The organism is Amycolatopsis sp. NPDC049688 (assembly GCF_040674975.1).
Classification (GTDB): Bacteria; Actinomycetota; Actinomycetes; order Mycobacteriales; family Pseudonocardiaceae; genus Amycolatopsis.
The window spans coordinates 437,446-453,003 of the sequence record NZ_JBFANY010000003.1 but is presented as its reverse complement, the minus strand read 5'-3'; the positions used below and the strand labels follow the sequence as shown (position 1 = coordinate 453,003).

15 protein-coding genes and 1 pseudogene are annotated in these 15,558 nt (G+C 72.2%); 8 read left to right on the top strand and 8 right to left on the bottom strand.

What is annotated here, in order from left to right; all coding sequences use genetic code 11:
- Window positions 1–2: 2 nt before the first annotated feature.
- The 6 genes from AB0J55_RS13100 to AB0J55_RS13075 all read left to right on the top strand — a co-directional run bounded on the left by AB0J55_RS13100 (window position 3) and on the right by AB0J55_RS13075 (window position 6,583).
- Window positions 3–479 carry an MSMEG_6728 family protein gene (locus tag AB0J55_RS13100; RefSeq protein ID WP_364247022.1) on the top strand — a complete coding sequence of 159 codons (477 nt, stop codon included), beginning with the start codon at window positions 3–5 and terminating at the stop codon, window positions 477–479.
- A gap of 363 nt (window positions 480–842) precedes the next feature.
- On the top strand, window positions 843–3,374 hold the full coding sequence (locus AB0J55_RS13095; protein WP_364247019.1) for a DUF5127 domain-containing protein: 2,532 nt from the start codon (window positions 843–845) through the stop codon (window positions 3,372–3,374).
- Between the two features lie 24 nt (window positions 3,375–3,398).
- Complete coding sequence (locus AB0J55_RS13090; RefSeq protein ID WP_364247017.1) at window positions 3,399–4,547, top strand: type III PLP-dependent enzyme; 1,149 nt, start codon at window positions 3,399–3,401, stop codon at window positions 4,545–4,547.
- On the top strand, window positions 4,540–4,899 hold the full coding sequence (speD, locus tag AB0J55_RS13085; protein ID WP_364247015.1) for an adenosylmethionine decarboxylase: 360 nt from the start codon (window positions 4,540–4,542) through the stop codon (window positions 4,897–4,899). The genes AB0J55_RS13090 and speD overlap by 8 nt, the downstream gene beginning before the upstream one ends.
- Window positions 4,899–5,771: a spermidine synthase gene (locus AB0J55_RS13080; RefSeq protein ID WP_364247012.1), complete on the top strand. Its 873-nt coding sequence runs from the start codon at window positions 4,899–4,901 to the stop codon at window positions 5,769–5,771. The genes speD and AB0J55_RS13080 overlap by 1 nt, the downstream gene beginning before the upstream one ends.
- 185 nt (window positions 5,772–5,956) lie before the next feature.
- A complete protein-coding gene (locus tag AB0J55_RS13075) occupies window positions 5,957–6,583 on the top strand; it encodes a DUF4360 domain-containing protein (protein ID WP_364247009.1) in 627 nt (208 codons plus the stop codon).
- 68 nt (window positions 6,584–6,651) lie between these two features.
- Here the strand turns inward: AB0J55_RS13075 and AB0J55_RS13070 are convergent, their stop codons facing one another.
- On the bottom strand, window positions 6,652–7,077 hold the full coding sequence (locus tag AB0J55_RS13070) for a hypothetical protein (RefSeq protein WP_364247006.1): 426 nt from the start codon (window positions 7,075–7,077) through the stop codon (window positions 6,652–6,654).
- Window positions 7,078–7,559: 482 nt separating this feature from the next.
- Window positions 7,560–8,000, bottom strand: a complete 441-nt coding sequence (locus AB0J55_RS13065; RefSeq protein ID WP_364247003.1) for a MarR family transcriptional regulator — start codon at window positions 7,998–8,000, stop codon at window positions 7,560–7,562.
- Between the two features lie 74 nt (window positions 8,001–8,074).
- On the opposite strand from AB0J55_RS13065, the gene AB0J55_RS13060 reads away from it, so the two are divergent.
- Window positions 8,075–10,144 (top strand): MMPL family transporter, encoded by a 2,070-nt coding sequence (locus AB0J55_RS13060; RefSeq protein ID WP_364247000.1) that lies wholly within the window; start codon window positions 8,075–8,077, stop codon window positions 10,142–10,144.
- A gap of 159 nt (window positions 10,145–10,303) precedes the next feature.
- On the opposite strand, the gene AB0J55_RS13055 is transcribed toward AB0J55_RS13060, so the two are convergent.
- Together AB0J55_RS13055 and AB0J55_RS13050 are read right to left on the bottom strand one after the other, a co-directional pair.
- Window positions 10,304–11,002 carry a hypothetical protein gene (locus tag AB0J55_RS13055; RefSeq protein WP_364246998.1) on the bottom strand — a complete coding sequence of 233 codons (699 nt, stop codon included), beginning with the start codon at window positions 11,000–11,002 and terminating at the stop codon, window positions 10,304–10,306.
- A 115-nt stretch (window positions 11,003–11,117) separates the two neighbouring features.
- The gene (locus tag AB0J55_RS13050; protein WP_364246995.1) at window positions 11,118–11,495 is read right to left on the bottom strand and encodes a MerR family transcriptional regulator; all 378 of its coding nucleotides are present in this window, start codon (window positions 11,493–11,495) and stop codon (window positions 11,118–11,120) included.
- A gap of 50 nt (window positions 11,496–11,545) precedes the next feature.
- Between AB0J55_RS13050 and AB0J55_RS13045 the strand changes: the two are divergent.
- Window positions 11,546–12,091 (top strand): annotated as a pseudogene (locus AB0J55_RS13045) (MBL fold metallo-hydrolase); the annotation flags it as partial.
- Here AB0J55_RS13045 and AB0J55_RS13040 read toward each other — a convergent pair.
- The 4 genes from AB0J55_RS13040 to AB0J55_RS13025 are packed head-to-tail and all read right to left on the bottom strand — an operon-like array spanning window position 12,088 to window position 15,527.
- Window positions 12,088–12,441: an STAS domain-containing protein gene (locus AB0J55_RS13040; RefSeq protein ID WP_364246993.1), complete on the bottom strand. Its 354-nt coding sequence runs from the start codon at window positions 12,439–12,441 to the stop codon at window positions 12,088–12,090. The pseudogene AB0J55_RS13045 and the gene AB0J55_RS13040 sit on opposite strands and share 4 nt — an antisense overlap.
- On the bottom strand, window positions 12,438–13,511 hold the full coding sequence (locus tag AB0J55_RS13035) for a cobalamin-dependent protein (protein ID WP_364246990.1): 1,074 nt from the start codon (window positions 13,509–13,511) through the stop codon (window positions 12,438–12,440). The genes AB0J55_RS13040 and AB0J55_RS13035 overlap by 4 nt, the downstream gene beginning before the upstream one ends.
- Entirely contained in the window at window positions 13,508–15,136 is a 1,629-nt protein-coding gene (locus AB0J55_RS13030) for a PP2C family protein-serine/threonine phosphatase (protein ID WP_364246987.1), read from the bottom strand. The genes AB0J55_RS13035 and AB0J55_RS13030 overlap by 4 nt, the downstream gene beginning before the upstream one ends.
- Entirely contained in the window at window positions 15,129–15,527 is a 399-nt protein-coding gene (locus tag AB0J55_RS13025; protein WP_364246985.1) for an ATP-binding protein, read from the bottom strand. The genes AB0J55_RS13030 and AB0J55_RS13025 overlap by 8 nt, the downstream gene beginning before the upstream one ends.
- Window positions 15,528–15,558 lie beyond the last annotated feature (31 nt).

The window sequence follows — 15,558 nt, the reverse complement described above, 5'->3', positions numbered from 1 at the left end:
GAATGCAGACGTTCCTGCCGTGCGCCGACTTCACCGCCAGCGCCCGCACGCTCGACCGCCGCCGGCTCGGCAAGCAGCGCGTGGAGGCGCTGCAGGTGCTGCGCGCCCTGGTGATCCCCGGCTACGGCTGGCGCCACCACCCGGCGGCGAAGATGTGGACGGGCTACGAGGAGGCGTTGACGCGCTACGGCCTCGAGGTGTGCTCGGTGTGGTGCGCCCTGGGCGCGGCGGACACGTGCGCGGTCAAACTGACCGGCGAGTTCGAACGCTCGGTGCGCGGCGCGACGATCCGGACCCAGCCGGAGCTCACGGCCGCGGGCGAGATGCCGCCGTGGCTGGGCGACGAGGCGCTCCACCGCAGCCACCAGTCGGCGCTGGTGCGGAAGGACCCGGACCACTACGGGAGGCAGTTCCCGGGAGTGCCGCCGGACCTGCCGTACGTGTGGCCGCCCTCGGACCGGCCGAGCCGCACGGCGTGAGCCGGCGGGTGCGCCCGCACCCCGGCACCCGGCCCCGGCTGGGGCTGTAGTGGTGGGTTGCTTGAGCCGCAGCCGCAGCCGCAGCCGCAGCCGCAGCCGCAGCCGCACCGCTCGCGCCGGCTGGTGCGCCGCATCCGCGCGGGCCGCTGGGGTGCGCGTGGGTCGGCTGCGCCGGATCGCTTGACCTCGCGGCCTGGTCACCACCACCGCCCGCGCCCACCGCCTCCGAAAACCGCACCGGACCTGCGGCTCCAGTGGTCCGCATCCCCACCCCGCCCCGACCTTCGGCGGATTTACAACGTTGTACCAACGATGTAAAACGAACCCTGCGCCGTTCGCCGCTCGCCGTGGAAGGGGCCACCGATGTCCTCCCGAGAACGCGATCACCTCACCCGACGGGATCTGCTCCGGCTCGCCGGGGCTTCCGCCGCCGCCGTTGCCGCCGCTGTCTGGCTTCCCGGGACCGCCTCCGCCGGGACCTTCAGCCCGATCCGGCCGCCCGCCACTCCGCTGATCGTCCGCTCGCCCTACCTGTCCACCTGGCAGGCCGCCGACAACCTGGCCGGGACCTGGTCGAGCTTCTGGACCGGGCACATCACCGCCCTCTGCGGCCTCGCCCGCATCGACGGTGCCGCCTACCTCTTCGCCGGTGCGCCCGGCAGCCCGTCCGCGACGCCGATGACGCAGGTCAGCCTGCAGGTCACCGGCACGCGCTCGACCTACGTCCTCACCGGCGGCGGGGTGAACCTCACCGTCACCTTCTTCTCGCCCGTCGACCCCGCCAACCTGCAGCGCCAGTGCGTGCCGTTCGGGTACGTCACCCTCCAGGCGGCCAGCGCCGACGGCCGCGCGCACACCGTCGACCTGCACTTCGACACCTCCGCCGAGTGGGTGCACGGCAACACCGCCACCCCGGTCACCTGGGCCCAGCAGCAGGCAGGCGGCTACACGCTCCTCAGCTGCACCCCGGCCAGCCCCGGCGTGCTGCAGGAAAACGGCGACCAGGCCAGCTGGGGCTCCCTGGTCCTCGCCGCACCGACGTCCGGCACCACCTGGCAGATCGGGCAGGACACCGTCGTGCGCGCCGCCTCGGCCGGCCAGGGCACGCTGAACAACACCAGCGACACCGCCCAGCCCCGGGCGATCAGCGACCGCTGGCCCGTCCTCGCCTTCAACAAGAACCTCGGGACGATCCCGGCCGGTGGCAGTTCGGCCCCGTTCACGCTCTCGATCGGGCACGTCCGCACCCCCGCCGTCCGCTACCTCGGCACCGAACTGCGGCCCTGGTGGACGCACTACTGGGGCAGCTGGCCGGACATGGCCGTCTGGTTCGCCAACGACTACGCCCCGGCTTTGGCCGCCGCGACCGCGATCGACCAGCGCCTGCACGACGACGCCGTCGCCGCGGCCGGCGGCGGCAGCACCGGTGAGCACTACGCCGGGATCTGCGCGCTCGCGCTGCGGCAGGCGTTCGGCGGGACCGAACTGGTCGACCGGGGCGGCTCGCCCTGGGCGTTCCTCAAGGAGATCTCCTCCAACGGCAACATGTCCACAGTGGACGTCACGTATCCGGCGTTCCCCGCCTACCTCTACCTTTCGCCCGCCTATCTCCGGCTGCTGCTGGAGCCGCTGCTCGACTACGCCGAACGCGGCGGCTGGCCGATGCAGTTCGCCGAACACGATCTCGGCACCCACTACCCGGACGCGACCGGGCACAACGACGGCAACGAAGAAAGCATGCCCGTCGAGGAATCGGCCAACCTGCTGATCATGGCCGCCGCGCTGGTGCAGCGGCTCCCGGCCGCGGAAGCGGCCGCGTTCGCGAACACCCACTACCGGATCCTGCGGCAGTGGGCCGAATACCTCATCGCCAACACCCTCGACCCCGGCTTCCAGAACCAGACCGACGACTTCACCGGCTTCATCGCCCACAGCGCGAACCTGGCGTTGAAGGGGATCATCGGCGTCGGCGCGATGGGGATCATCGCCACCACGACCGGCAACGCGGCCGACGCCCAGCGGTACCGCTCGACCTCGCGCAGCTACGTCAGCCAGTGGGTGACGCTCGCCGAGGACGGCCAGCACCTGCGCCTGGCCTACGACCAGCCCGGCACCTGGAGCCTCAAGTACAACGGCTTCGCCGACCGCGTGCTCGGCCTCGACCTCGTCCCGCTCGGCGTCGCCGCCCAGGAGGCCGCCTGGTACCAGGCCCGGGCCGGCGCCCACGGCGTCCTGCTCGACCCGCGCAACAACTACACGAAGGCCGACTGGGAACTGTGGACCGCGGCCTGGCTCGCCGACCAGCCGAACATCCGCACCACCCTGGTCGAAGGCGTTTACAGCTACGCGAACACCACGCCGCAGCGGGTGCCGTTCAGCGACTGGTACGTGGTCGCCGACGCCACCCAGCGCGGCTTCCAGGCCCGCCCGGTCGCCGGTGGCTACCTCGCGCTGCTGACCCGCCCGGCCGCGTCGGCCACGGTCTGGCGGAAGCTGCAGAACCAGCGCTCCGGCAAGGTGCTCGCCGTCTCGAACATGTCGCTGGACGACATGGCCGAGGTGACGCAGTGGTCGGACAACGGCACCGCCGACCACCTCTGGGCCGTCGTGGACAACGGCGACGGCACCGTCCGGATCGTCAACCGCAACAGCGGCAAGGTCCTCGCCGTGCACGACCAGAGCCTCGACAACGGCGCCCACGTGCAGCAGTACCGCGACAACGGCACGCCCGACCACAACTGGCGGATCGTCGACGCCGGCGGTGGCTGGTCGAAGCTGGTCAACGTCCGCAGCGGCAAGGTGATGGCGGTCGACCAGCAGTCCACGGCGGACGGTGCCCAGGTGACCCAGTGGGACGACAACGGCACACCGGACCACCTGTGGCGGTTCGCCTGACCCCCGTTTGCGACACTGGCGCCCGTGTGCGCCGACTTCACCCGGATCCGCCGGTTCCTCGACGAGCGGGACCCGCCGACGCCGTGCCTGGTCGTCGACACCGACGTCGTCGCGGCCCGGGCGCGGGAGTTGCGCGGGGCGTTCCCGGGCGCGCTGGTCCGGTACGCGGTCAAGGCCAACCCGGCGCCGCCGGTGCTCGACGCGCTGGTGGCGGCCGGGTTCGGCTTCGACGTCGCCGGGCCCGGGGAGATCGCGCTCTGCCTGGCCCGCGGCGCCGATCCGGCCGGGCTCGCCTACGGCAACCCGATCAAGAAGCCGCGGGACATCGCCTTCGCGTTCGGACGCGGCGTCCGGGAGTTCACCTCGGACGCCGCCGACGACGTCGACCACCTGGGCCGGCACGCGCCGGGCTCGGCCGTGTCGATCCGCGTCGTGCTCGACGCGCCGGACTCGGTGACGCCGTTCGGCCGGAAGTTCGGCTGCGCCCCGGCCGAGGCCCTCGACCTGGTGCTGCGCGCGGCCGCGCGGGGGCTGCGGCCCGGCATCGCCTTCCACGTCGGCTCGCAGCAGCCCGACGTCACCGCCTGGGAGACCGGCATCGCGACGGCGGCGAAACTTTTCGCCGAGGCCGCGGCGCAGGGGGTCGCGATGACGCGGCTCAACCTCGGTGGCGGCTTCGCGACCGCCCACCGCACCCCCGTCCCGCCGCTGACCGCGTATGCGGCGACGATCGAGGACGCGCTCGATGCGTACTTCCCCGAAGCCCGGCCGGAGCTGCTGCTCGAGCCGGGCCGGGTGCTCGTCGCGGACGCCGGCCTGCTGCGGACCGAGGTCGTGCTGGTCGCACCCCGGGACGGGCGGCGCTGGGTGTACCTCGACATCGGCCGCTACAACGGCCTCGCCGAGGCCGAAAACGAAGCGATCGCCTACCGCTTCGAGCCGGTCGGCGCGCACGACGGCCCGGACGGCCCGGTGGTGCTCGCCGGGCCCACCTGCGACGGCGACGACGTGCTCTACCAGCGGACGCCGTACGAGCTGCCGCTTTCGCTGCGGACCGGCGACCGGCTCGACCTGCCGGGTACCGGCGCCTACACCGCCAGCTACGCGTCGGTCGGGTTCAACGGGATCGAGCCGCTGCGCACGCACTGCATCGGGCGGTGGGGCGATGCCTGACGTCGGCCGGTTCACCGGGCGGCACGTGCTCGCCGAGCTGCACGGCGTCGACCCGGCCCTGCTCGACGACCCGGTTCGGCTCGGGGAGCTGCTGCGGGCCGCGGTGACGGAGGCGGGCGCGACGGTCCTCGACGTGGTGGCGCAGCGGTTCGCGCCCCAGGGTGCCACGGTGATCGCGCTGCTGGCCGAGTCGCACGCGTCCGTGCACACCTACCCCGAGCACGGGTCGCTCTTCGCCGACGTGTTCACCTGCGGGGACCGCGCCGATCCCGAGCACGCCCTGCGGCTGCTGGCCGAGTCGCTGCACGCCGCGCCGGTCCACCTGTCGGTCCTCCACCGGGGAGAACGCTGATGCCGCTGATCCACGAGCCGGTCGGCGACGGCCTCACCCGCGTCTGGGAGGTCGGCGAGGTGCGGTTCCACGCGCGCACGCCGTACCAGGAGGTCCTGATCGGCACGACCGCGCAAGGGGTTTCGCTGTTCTGCGACGGCGAGCGCCAGAGCACCGAGGCGAGCCAGCTGGTGTACCACGAAGCGCTGATGGTGCCCGCCCTGCTGCTGGCGGAGCAGGTACAGCGGGTGCTCGTCATCGGGTCGAGCGAGGGGGTCGCGTGCGAGCTGGCGGTCGCCGCGGGTGCCTCGGTGGTCGACCACGTCGACATCGACGAACAGGCCGTCCGCGCCTGCGCCGGGCACCTGCCCTACGGCTACACCCCGGCGGACCTCGCCCGGGCCGAGCGCGGGGACGGCCCGGTCCGGGTGTCCTATGCGGACGGCTGGGCGTTCCTGGCTGCGGCCGCGGACCGGGGCGACACCTACGACGTGGTCGTGATCGACCTGCCGGACGAGAACACCGATCCGGCCGCGCAGCACAACCGCCTGTACGGCACGGACTTCCTCGCCCGGTGTGCCCGGCTGCTGGCGCCCGGGGGAGTGGTGACCTGCCAGGCGGGCTGCCCGACGCTGTGGCGCAACGAGACGCTGCGCGCGTCGTGGCGGCGGTTCCGCGAGGTGTTCGGCACGGTGCTGTACTTCGGCTCGGACGAGCACGAGTGGGCCTTCCTGTCCGGCCGCGCGGACGCCGTGGCGGAACCGGGCGCGCTGGTGGCGCGGCGGTTCGCGGAGCGGGGGAGCCGGGCGGCGACGCTGGACGCCGAAGCGCTGCTCGCCGGCGCCACCCCGCCGTATTCCCTCCGGCACGGTCCTGGTCCGGACCAGTCTTGACCTTCGATTCCCCGAATATTGCACCCCGCGAAAGGGGAAATAGCGGGAAATGGATTTCCCGTGCCGTCACGCCTGCACGTGTTACTCCGTTCAGTGGCCGTCGAAAAGGTTGCGATCGCGCTACGATCCTCTCCGCGCGCGATCATCATGACCACTTGGCACCGTGGCCCGTTTGGAGGAGCGTCATGCTCGGTATGTCGGTCGTTGCCGCATTGATTCTGTCCGCTCTCGCCGCCCCCGTCGTTTCCGCGGCGGACTCGGTTCCGTCCGAAAAGATCACGCTCGACATCAAGACCATCAACGGGTCGGGCTGCCCGGCGGGCACGGCCACCGCCTCGGCCGACGTCGCGTCGGACAACACGTCGTTCACGGTGCACTACACGAACTTCACCGCGAAGGCCGGAGGTGGCACATCGGCCCTCGAAGGCCGCAAGAACTGCCAGATCAACGTGCTCGTCCATGTGCCGCAAGGGTTCACGTACGCGATCGCCGAGGCCGACTACCGGGGCTACGCGCACATCGAGAGCGGGGCGAGCGCGCTCGAGCAAGCCAACTACTACTTCACCGGGACGGCGCCGACCGCTCGCGTGCGCCACACCTTCCCCGGCCCGTTCCACGGCGTGTGGCGGGCCGCCGACGTGACCGACGTCGACGAACTGGTGTTCGCGCCGTGCGGCGAGAGCCGCAACCTGAACATCAATGCGGAACTGCGGGCGGACGCCGGCAGCTCTTCCGGCGCCAGTTTCATCGAAATGGATTCCGAACACGCGAGCGTGGACACGATTTACCACTTCGCGTGGAAGACCTGCTGAATTCGGTCGCCATTGTGGTGACGGGCCCGCTCGCCGGAACCCCGGCCGGTGAGCGGGCCCGCCGCTGTTCAGACGTGGGTGACCAGCAGGGTCACGCCCGCTTCGCCGCCGCAGTCGACGAACACCGGCCCGACGCCGTTGCCGATGTGCTCGGCGACGTTCGCCTTGGCCACGAACCGGTCCGGGCCGGTTTCGAGGATGCGGATGTTCTCCAGGGCCGGGTGCTCGGGGAACCCGCCCAGCACGGACTTCAGCCCGGTGCCGCCGCCGCAGTTCCCCGTGATGGTCACTTCCTGGCCGCGGTGGGTGGTGGGGTTCGGGCTCACCTGCACGGTCGCCCGGGCCCCCTTCGGTGGTTGCTGCATGGTCGGCTTCCCCTCGGTGGATCCCGGATCCGCCGACGCACCGCCGGCGATCCCGATGCTCGCCGCCGTGACGAGGCCGGCCGCGAGGGTCAGCCCGGCGGCCGTGCGCGTTTTCCTGGTACCACGCATGGTGTTTCTCCTCCCTTGAACCCGGAACACGGACGTCCGGATCTGTCCGGTCAGTCGCCGGCCGGGGTGGCCGGGGTTCTCGGAGGAGGAGAATGAGACGTGGATCACACCGAAGGGGTCAGACGCGGGCTCGCCGGTGCTTGGTTTCGGCGGAGGGCAGCAGGCGGCATCGCCGCTCGAACCGCTCCATCAGGACGGTAGCGATCAGGAGGGCCACTGGGGTGCTCACCGCGATCCACATGTAGGAATAGCTACCCAGCCCCGGCTGCGGTCAATCGCCCGCCGGCGGGCGGGTGATGAGGTTCGGCAGGCCGGTGCGGAAGTGTTTTCGTCACCTGGGCTGCTGAGCAGGGCGGCCCGCGCGTGAAACCTGTTCATGGTCATTCACTCGTGGAAAGCCGGGTGATGAGGTTGAGCAGGCCGGCGCGGAGTGTTTTCGTTCCCGGGCCCCCACAGCAGGGCGGGCCGCGCGTGAAACCTGTTCATGGTCGATCGCCCGCGGACAGCCGGGTGATCAGGTTCAGCAGGCCGGTGCGGAAGGCGTCGTCGTCCCCGAGGCCGCCGAGCAGGGCGGGCTCGGCTCGCACGGCTTCCTTGTGCACCGCCCGGCCGCGTGCGGTCAGCTGCGTGAGGTGTCGCCGGCCGTCCGCCGGGTCCGCCGTCCGGGTGATGAACCCCGCCCGGGCCAGGCGGTCGAGCGTCCGGCTCATCGTCTGGTCGGTGACCTGGCAGCGCTGGGCCAGCGTCCGCTGGGGGAGGGGCCCGTCGCGCAGCGTGTGCAGGGCGATGAGCCCCGCGTGGGTGAGCCCCATGCCGTCGAGCACGGCCACCCAGCGTTGTTCCACCAGCCGGGCGGCGGCGGCCAGCAGCCGCCCCGTGGGCCAGGTGCTCCAGTCGGGTTCGGGGGCTGTGCTCACCGTCACTCCGGGTCGTCGTGCAGAATGTTCAGCTTGCTGAACAATCGGTCGTGTTCGCGCTCGAAAGGACCTTAGCGACCATGAACGAGAGTCCGCGCCGCCTCCGGTGGCTGATCCCCGCGCTGCTGGTCGTGGCCTGGCTCGCGCTGGGCGGCTTCGGCGGCCCGTTCGCCGGGAAGCTCGGCGAGGTCGCGAAAAACGACAACGCCGCGTTCCTGCCGCGCTCGGCCGAAGCCACCGAGGTGTCCGACGAGCAGAAGGCCTTCACCCCGCGTCAGGTGCTGCCCGCCACGGTCGTGGCCGAGCGCACGAGCGGCCTGACCGCCGACGACCGGCGGTTCGTCGACACCAAGGCCCAGGAGCTGGGCAGGGTGCCGGGCGTCGCCGGCCCGCTCGGCAAGCCGCAGCCGGCCCCGCGGGACGACCAGGCCGTGCAGCTCGCCGTGCCGGTCTTCGCCGACGGCAACCCCGCGGACGTCGTCAAGGAGGTCCGGGCCCGGCTCGCCGGCGCTCCCGAAGGGCTGACCGTGCTGGTCACCGGGCCGGCCGGGCAGATCGCCGACCTGGTGAAGGCGTTCGGCGGCATCGACGGCATCCTGCTGCTCGTCGCCGGCGGCGTCGTCGCACTGATCCTGGTCGTGGTCTACCGCAGCCCGCTGCTGCCGTTCCTCGTGCTGCTGTCGGCGGTGTTCGCGCTGGGGCTGGCCAGCCTCGTCGTCTACCTGCTGGCCGAGCACGACGTCCTCGCGCTCAACGGCCAGAGCCAGGGCATCCTCTCGATCCTCGTCTTCGGCGCGGCGACCGACTACGCGCTCCTGCTGGTCGCGCGGTTCCGCGAGCAGCTGCGCGACACGCCGAGCCGCTTCGACGCGCTGAAGCTCGCCTGGCGCGCGACGCTCGAACCGATCGCGGCGTCCGCGGGCACGGTCGTGCTCGGCGTGCTGTGCTTGCTGTTCAGCGACCTCAACTCGAACAAGGGGCTGGGCCCGGTCGCGGCGATCGGCATCGGCGCGGCGCTGCTGGCGTCCACGACGTTCCTGCCCGCCGCGCTGGCGCTGTGCGGACGCGGCGCGTTCTGGCCGTTCAAGCCGGCGCTGGGCTCGCCGCACCCGGAGACCGCGGGGATCTGGGGCCGCGTGTCACGCCTTGTCGGCCGCCGCCCGCGTGCGGTGTGGGTGGTGACGGCGTTGGTGCTCGGCGTCGGCGTCGCGTTCCTGCCGCAGCTGAAGGCGTCCGGCACCGCGCAGTCCGACGTCTTCCTGACCCAGGTCGAATCGGGGACAGGGCAGGAGATCCTCGGCCGGCACTTCCCGGGCGGCCTCGGTGCGCCCGCGATCACGATCGCCGACGCCGGCGCGCTGCCCGCCGTCCTGAAAGCGTCCACAATAGACGGTGTGGCGCAGTCGTTCCCGTTGCCGGGCAACGACGGCCGCCCCAAGGTGGCCGGCGGCCGGGTGCAGGTCCTGTCGGTGCTGACCGACCCGGCGGACTCGGAAGCAGCGGTCGCCACGGTCGGCAGGCTGCGCGACGCGGTGCACGCGGTCCCCGGCGCGAACGCGAAGGTGGGGGGCCCGACCGCGATCCAGCTGGACACGCAGCAGACGTCGAAGCGCGACCGCGCGCTGATCATCCCGATCGTGCTGCTGGTGATCTTCCTGGTGCTGGCCCTGCTGCTGCGCTCGCCGCTGGCGCCCCTGCTGCTCATCGCCACGGTGGTCCTGTCGTTCGCGGCGACGATGGGCGTGTCGGCGCTGGTGTTCAACCACCTGCTGGACTTCCCGGGCGCGGATCCGGTGGTGCCGCTGTTCGGCTTCGTTTTCCTGGTGGCCCTGGGCATCGACTACAACATCTTCCTGATGACCCGCGTCCGGGAGGAGGCGCTGACGCGGGGAACGCGGGAAGGCACGCTGCGCGGGCTGTCCCTGACCGGCGGCGTGATCACCTCCGCCGGTGTCGTGCTCGCGGCGACGTTCTCGGCGCTGGCGGTGATCCCGATCCTGTTCCTGGCGCAGATCGCGTTCATCGTCGCGTTCGGGGTGCTGCTGGACACGCTGCTGGTGCGATCCCTGCTGGTCCCGGCCCTGACAGTCGACGTCGGGCGGCGCATCTGGTGGCCGTCGAAGCTGGCGAAAAGCGGAGCGAACGGCTGAGCCGGGCGGTAGTCCGCTGCACCCCGCGTTCGGTGAGGTAGTGGTCGCCGATCTTGACGTAGAGTGCGGTGAGAAGGGTGTTCAGGTCTGTCGTCAAAAACGGATCTTGGACACCCTTCGTCCGTCTCCGGTCACCACCCGGACTTACGCATTGCTCGTCTAGCTCTCGTCGGCTGTTCCGGGTTTCTCTTCCGGCGCCTTGCCGCTTTTGTTCCGAACTCCTTCGGTACCGGTGTCTTGGGCCGATCGACCGGTCGGGTTGTTGCCTTCCACGCCGGTGGCGCTGGCCACGATGGTCGAACCGAAGTAGAAGGCGGAGATCGCGATGACGAGCGTGCCGACCGTGGTGACGACCTGCTTCGCGAGTTCCTGGCTGGACTGCGTGGGTGGCACGATTCTGATCACGCTGAAGGTTCCGTCGGCGGTCCGCGTCGAAGACTTGATCTGATCAAGGGGTATGGCGGCGAGCTGGGCTGCCGATATGCCGTCGATCTGACCACTCTCCGTCGTTGCGTGTTCGGAGAAGTAGATAGTGAGCACGAGAATGGCGAAGAGGAGTATCAAGCCGAGTGCGATGATCGCGCGGACGCTGCCCTCGGGTAACGCCAGTGCGAAGCGGGAGTCGGTGAGCCCCAGGGTTCTGAACAGGAGGACCAGGAAGGCGAGAATGACGAGGAACGTGGACAGACCGCCGATGAGGAGAAGGGTCAAGCTCTGGTCGCCGAATGCGTTGTTCCTGACCAGGTAGGCGGTCAACGTGAACAGCGCGCCGACCAGCAGGGCAAGGAGGAGGAACAGGAGTCCGTTTTGCGGTCTGCGTTTACTTTGCTGCTCACCTTCCGGTTGTGGCTCGCTCATGCCTGCATTTTCTGGCGACGCGCCGCACCCGGCAAGACTGGAGCTGTGATCGCCGTCGAAGCGAAACATTCGGAGGAAGCCGGTTATCGGGCACTCTGAACAAGAAACAGATCACTCAACTGATCATCGGTTTGAAGTCCGGGCATTCGACCAGCGGCGCGTGGGTGCAGGTTGCCGCGTGGTGCAGGCTGTTGCGCATGCGCGTCAGGCGCTCGATCGTCTCCGCCAGCTCGGCCGCCTTCTCCGCCATCCGCTCGCGCAGGGCCGCGTCGCTCGGCGTGGCCACCAGGAACCGGGCTATCTCCGCGATCGTGAAGCCCGCTCCGCGGGCGCAGGCCACCAACTCGAGGCGAGCCAGGACGTCCGGGTCGTACGTGCGCCGGAGGCCGTTGCGGCCGGCCGGCTCGACCAGACCGCGCTTTTCGTAGAACCGCAGGGCCGAGGGCGCCAAGCCGGACTTCTCCGCGACTTCGGCGATGTCGAGCAGGGTCATCGCGGCTCGCCGAAGCCTAGACCGCCGTCCGGCAGGTCGCCCGGCTCGGCTACGACGCCGCCGACGTGCGGCACGTCGTCGTCAGCCACCTCGACGTCGACCACTGCGGCGGGCTTCCCGACTTCCCGGACGGCCGGGTCCACGTGCTCGCCGCGGAACTCGACGCGGTGCTGGCCGAGGCGCCGAGCTTCCAGTACCGGCCCGCGCACTGGGCGCACGGCCCGAAGTGGGAGACCTACGACGCCCCGGCAGGCGACGACCGATTCGGCTTCGCCTCGGCTCCCCTGACCGGGCTGGCGGCGGACGTCCGGCTGGTGCCGCTCGGCGGCCACACCGCGGGACACGCCGGGATCGCCGTCCACGACGGCACCCGCTGGCTCCTGCACTGCGGCGACGCCTACTACTACCACGGCGAACTCGCCGCCGACCCGGAACCGCACCCCGTCCTCGACGTCGTCCAGACCCGCTCGGAGATCCACCACGACCTGCGCCTGGGCACCCAGGCCCGGTTGCGCGAGCTCGTCCGGCGGCACGGGGGCGAGGTGACGGTCTTCGGCGCTCACGACCCGTGGGAACTGGCGGAGCTGCAGTCCTAGGAGTCGCGGCGGGCGCGGGAGGCCGCGGTCTCGCCGGTCAGGTACCGCGCCGTGCCGGTCAGGAGGAGCAGGCGGTCGAGCGCCGGCTGCCGGTTGTCCAGGTGGAGGCGGACGCCCGCGGCGGTGACCACGCGGTACACCTGCAGCAGCTCCGACAGCCCGGACGAGTCGCAGAAGCCGAGGGCGCCGCAGTCCAGGCGGACCTCGTGGAGGCCCGGGTGGCCGACCAGCCGGTCGGTGACCAGCCGGGGCAGCAGCCCGGCCGTGGCGAACTCGAGGTCACCCTCGATCGTCACCCGGGCGGTCGTCGCGTCCGTGGTGTTCCACGTGCACATCAGGGCGGGCTTCACGCCGGCTGCTCCGATCCGGCGGTCTGCCCCGCCAGTTCCGTGCGCGCGGTGCGAAGCAGGCCCGTCGCCCGCGGGAAGTCCCGCAGCTCCGCCTCGAGCAGCTCGAGGGCGGGCACGAGGGAGCCGGCCGGGACGCCGCGTGCAGTGAGGATCCCGGCGGTCCAGGTCAGGAAGCCGGTGAACAATTCGGGGTCGCCGACGTACAGGGCGGTGGCCAGGAACTCGACGATGTGGGCGAGGTCCTCGGCGGTGTACTGACGCTGCTGGTCGGTGTAGGACCGCATCGCCGGGATCCGCTCTTCCAGGCCGGCCAGGACCGCCTTCACCAGCCGGCCCGAGCTGCGCGTGACCAGGGTGTACTCCTGGTCGGCCAGGTGCGGCAGGTCGTCGAGCGGCTGGTGGGCCGTGTGCGGGCGGCGGAGCGGCCGGGCCAGCCGGTCGGCGGCCGCCCGCGCGTCCGGCGCCCACGCCTCGGCGCCCAGCAACCTTGCGTAGCGGCCGTCGGGCCCGAAGGCGGCGCCGCCCGCGATGACCGGGGTCGCCGCCGCCTGGCACGCGGTGATCGTCGCGTGCGCCGTCGGCAGCCGGGTCGCGATCGAGCCGGACAGCGCGACCGCGTCCGGGCCGGTGCGGTGCAGGTGGGCCACCAGGTGCGGGGCCGGCACCTGCGCGCCGAGGTAGTCGACCCGGAACCCGCGCAGGCGCAGCACCTCGGCCAGCAGCCGGGCCGGCATCGCGTGCCATTCGCCGTCGACGCACGCGACGGTGATCCGGCCCAGGTGCGGCTCGGGACGGCGCAGCACGTAGCCGAAGGTGGCGATGACGCGGTCGTTGATCGCGGTGGCCGCGTGCTCCTGCGCGACGGTGAGCCGGTTCGCCGCCCACTCGAGGCCGACCCGCCGCTGCACCGCGCCGATCACGTCGAGCAGCACGCTCTCCGGGTCGGTCCCGTCGCCGAGGGCCTGGACCACCACGTCGCCCGCGGCGTACTCGTCGCCGGTCGTGACGGCGGCCCAGAGCCGTTCGGCCTGCTCGGCCACCCCGGTGCTGCGGGTGGCGGCGGTGCTCATGCGGTGTACCTCCCGCGGCCGTGGCCGCCGACCGCGGCCAGGTGCTGGCCGCGCGGCGCGGTGATCGCCAGGACGGCCATGTCGTCGTGGGTGCCACGCCCGATCCACTGCGAGGCGAGCATCTGCACACGCTCGACCACGGCGTCGGCCGGCATGTTGGCGCACTCGGCGACGGCCTGCTTGAGCCGGTCTTCGCCGAACATGGCGTCCCCGAGCGGGCCGCCCCGCGCCTCGATGATCCCGTCGGTGTAGAGCAGGCAGGTCTCGCCGGGGTGCAGGGTGATCTCCGCGCTCACCGACTCGATCTCGGGCAGCACGCCGATCAGGCTGCCCTGGCTCTCGGCCTCTTCGACGCGGCCGTCGGCCCGCACGATCAGCGGCGGCGGGTGCCCGGCGCAGGTCACCCGCAGCCGGACGTTCGCGCCTTCGCGCCGCGCGGAGGCCAGCACCAGGGTGACGTACCGGGCGTCGTTGTTGTCGCCGAGCGTGCGGTTCAGCAGGTCCAGCAGCCGGTGGTGGTCGCCGGCCATCGGCAGCAGCGCCCGCAGCGTGGTGCGGATCTTCCCGGTCAGCACGGCCGCGTCGAGGCCCTTGCCGCAGACGTCGCCGAGCACGGCGAGGGACTCGTCGCCCTCGGCGGTGATCGCCGAGTGGACGTCGTAGAAGTCGCCGCCGATCCGCTCGCCGTCGCGGGCCGGGCGGTACCGGCCGGCGAACTCGACGCCGCCGAGCTGTTCGAGGGTGGGCGGGAGCAGCTCGCGCATGAGCGTGTCGGTGATCGACGCCTGCAGCGCGAACACCCGCGCCGCCGACATCGCCGCGCCCGCCCGCGCCGCGAACAGCCGGGCGAAGAGCTCTTCGGAAGCGGTGAACGACGCCCGGTCGCCGCGGCGCAGCAGCACCAGCGCGCCGGCCGGGACGCCGTGGCCGGGCAGCGGCGTCACGACGATCGAGCCGACCGGCCCGAAGCCCGCCGGCAGCACCCAGCGGGGTGCGGCGTCCGGGTCGAGCCAGCGCGACGGCACCGGCGGGAAGCCCTGCAGAGCTTCGCCGAGGCCGGGCAGCTCGTCCGGGTCGATCTCCATGCTCGACCGGACCGGCTCGCCGCCGCGCACGCAGGTGACGGCCGGGAAGCTGCCGCCGGTGGTCGGCGCCAGCACGAGCGCGGCGTCGGCGAGGTGCTGCGCGGCCAGCCGGGCGGCGACCTCCATGCAGCGGTCGAGGTTGAGCGAGCCCAGCAGGGCCGCGGAGGCGTCGCTGAGGAACGTGGTCCGCTCCTGCTCGCGGACCAGCGCGTCGCGGGCCGAGCGGACGTCGGTCTCGTCGAGCAGCCACCAGGTCACGGCGTCGCCATGCGGGATCGGGTGCGCCGCGAAGCACCGCTCGCCGACCTGGCCGCGGACGACCCCGGCCGAGCCGCCTTCGTGGGCCCTGACCAGCCAGTCCGCGACCGTGCCCGCCACCGGGCGGCCGGGGGCGGCCTCGGGGAAGAGCAGGGCGGCGGCCTCGTTCAGCGACCGGAGCACCCCGGTGTCGTCGGCCACCAGGGCGGCGACGGGCGCGGCGGCCCAGCCGCGGGAGCCGTCGGCCGCGACGGCGGGCGCGGTGCGCGCCGCGTCAGCCACGGGCCCCGGCCGGGTCCGGGTCGGTGGTGAGCTCGGCCCACAGCGTCTTGCCGCCGGGCCCGCGCAGCTGCCCCCAGGCGGCGGCGCAGCGTTCGACCAGCAGGAGCCCGCGCCCGCCGTGGTCGGACGGCGCCCGCCGGCGGGCGGGCTCGCCGCCGCTGTCGTCGACCTCGATGCGCAGCTTGGCGGCGCCGGGCAGCAGCCGGACGTGGTAGGGCGCGCGGCCGTGGCGCAGGGCGTTCGACGTCAGCTCGTCGACCACCATGACCGCGGTGCTGACGAAGTTCGCCGGGAAGCCGCGCAGGACGCTGCGGACCCAGTGGCGGACCCGCGCCAGTTCGGCGAGCTCGGGGGAGATGCCGAGTTCGTGCCGGACAGATCGGAGTTTCACGTCCGCCTCCTTCGCCGTGCCTGACCCCCCG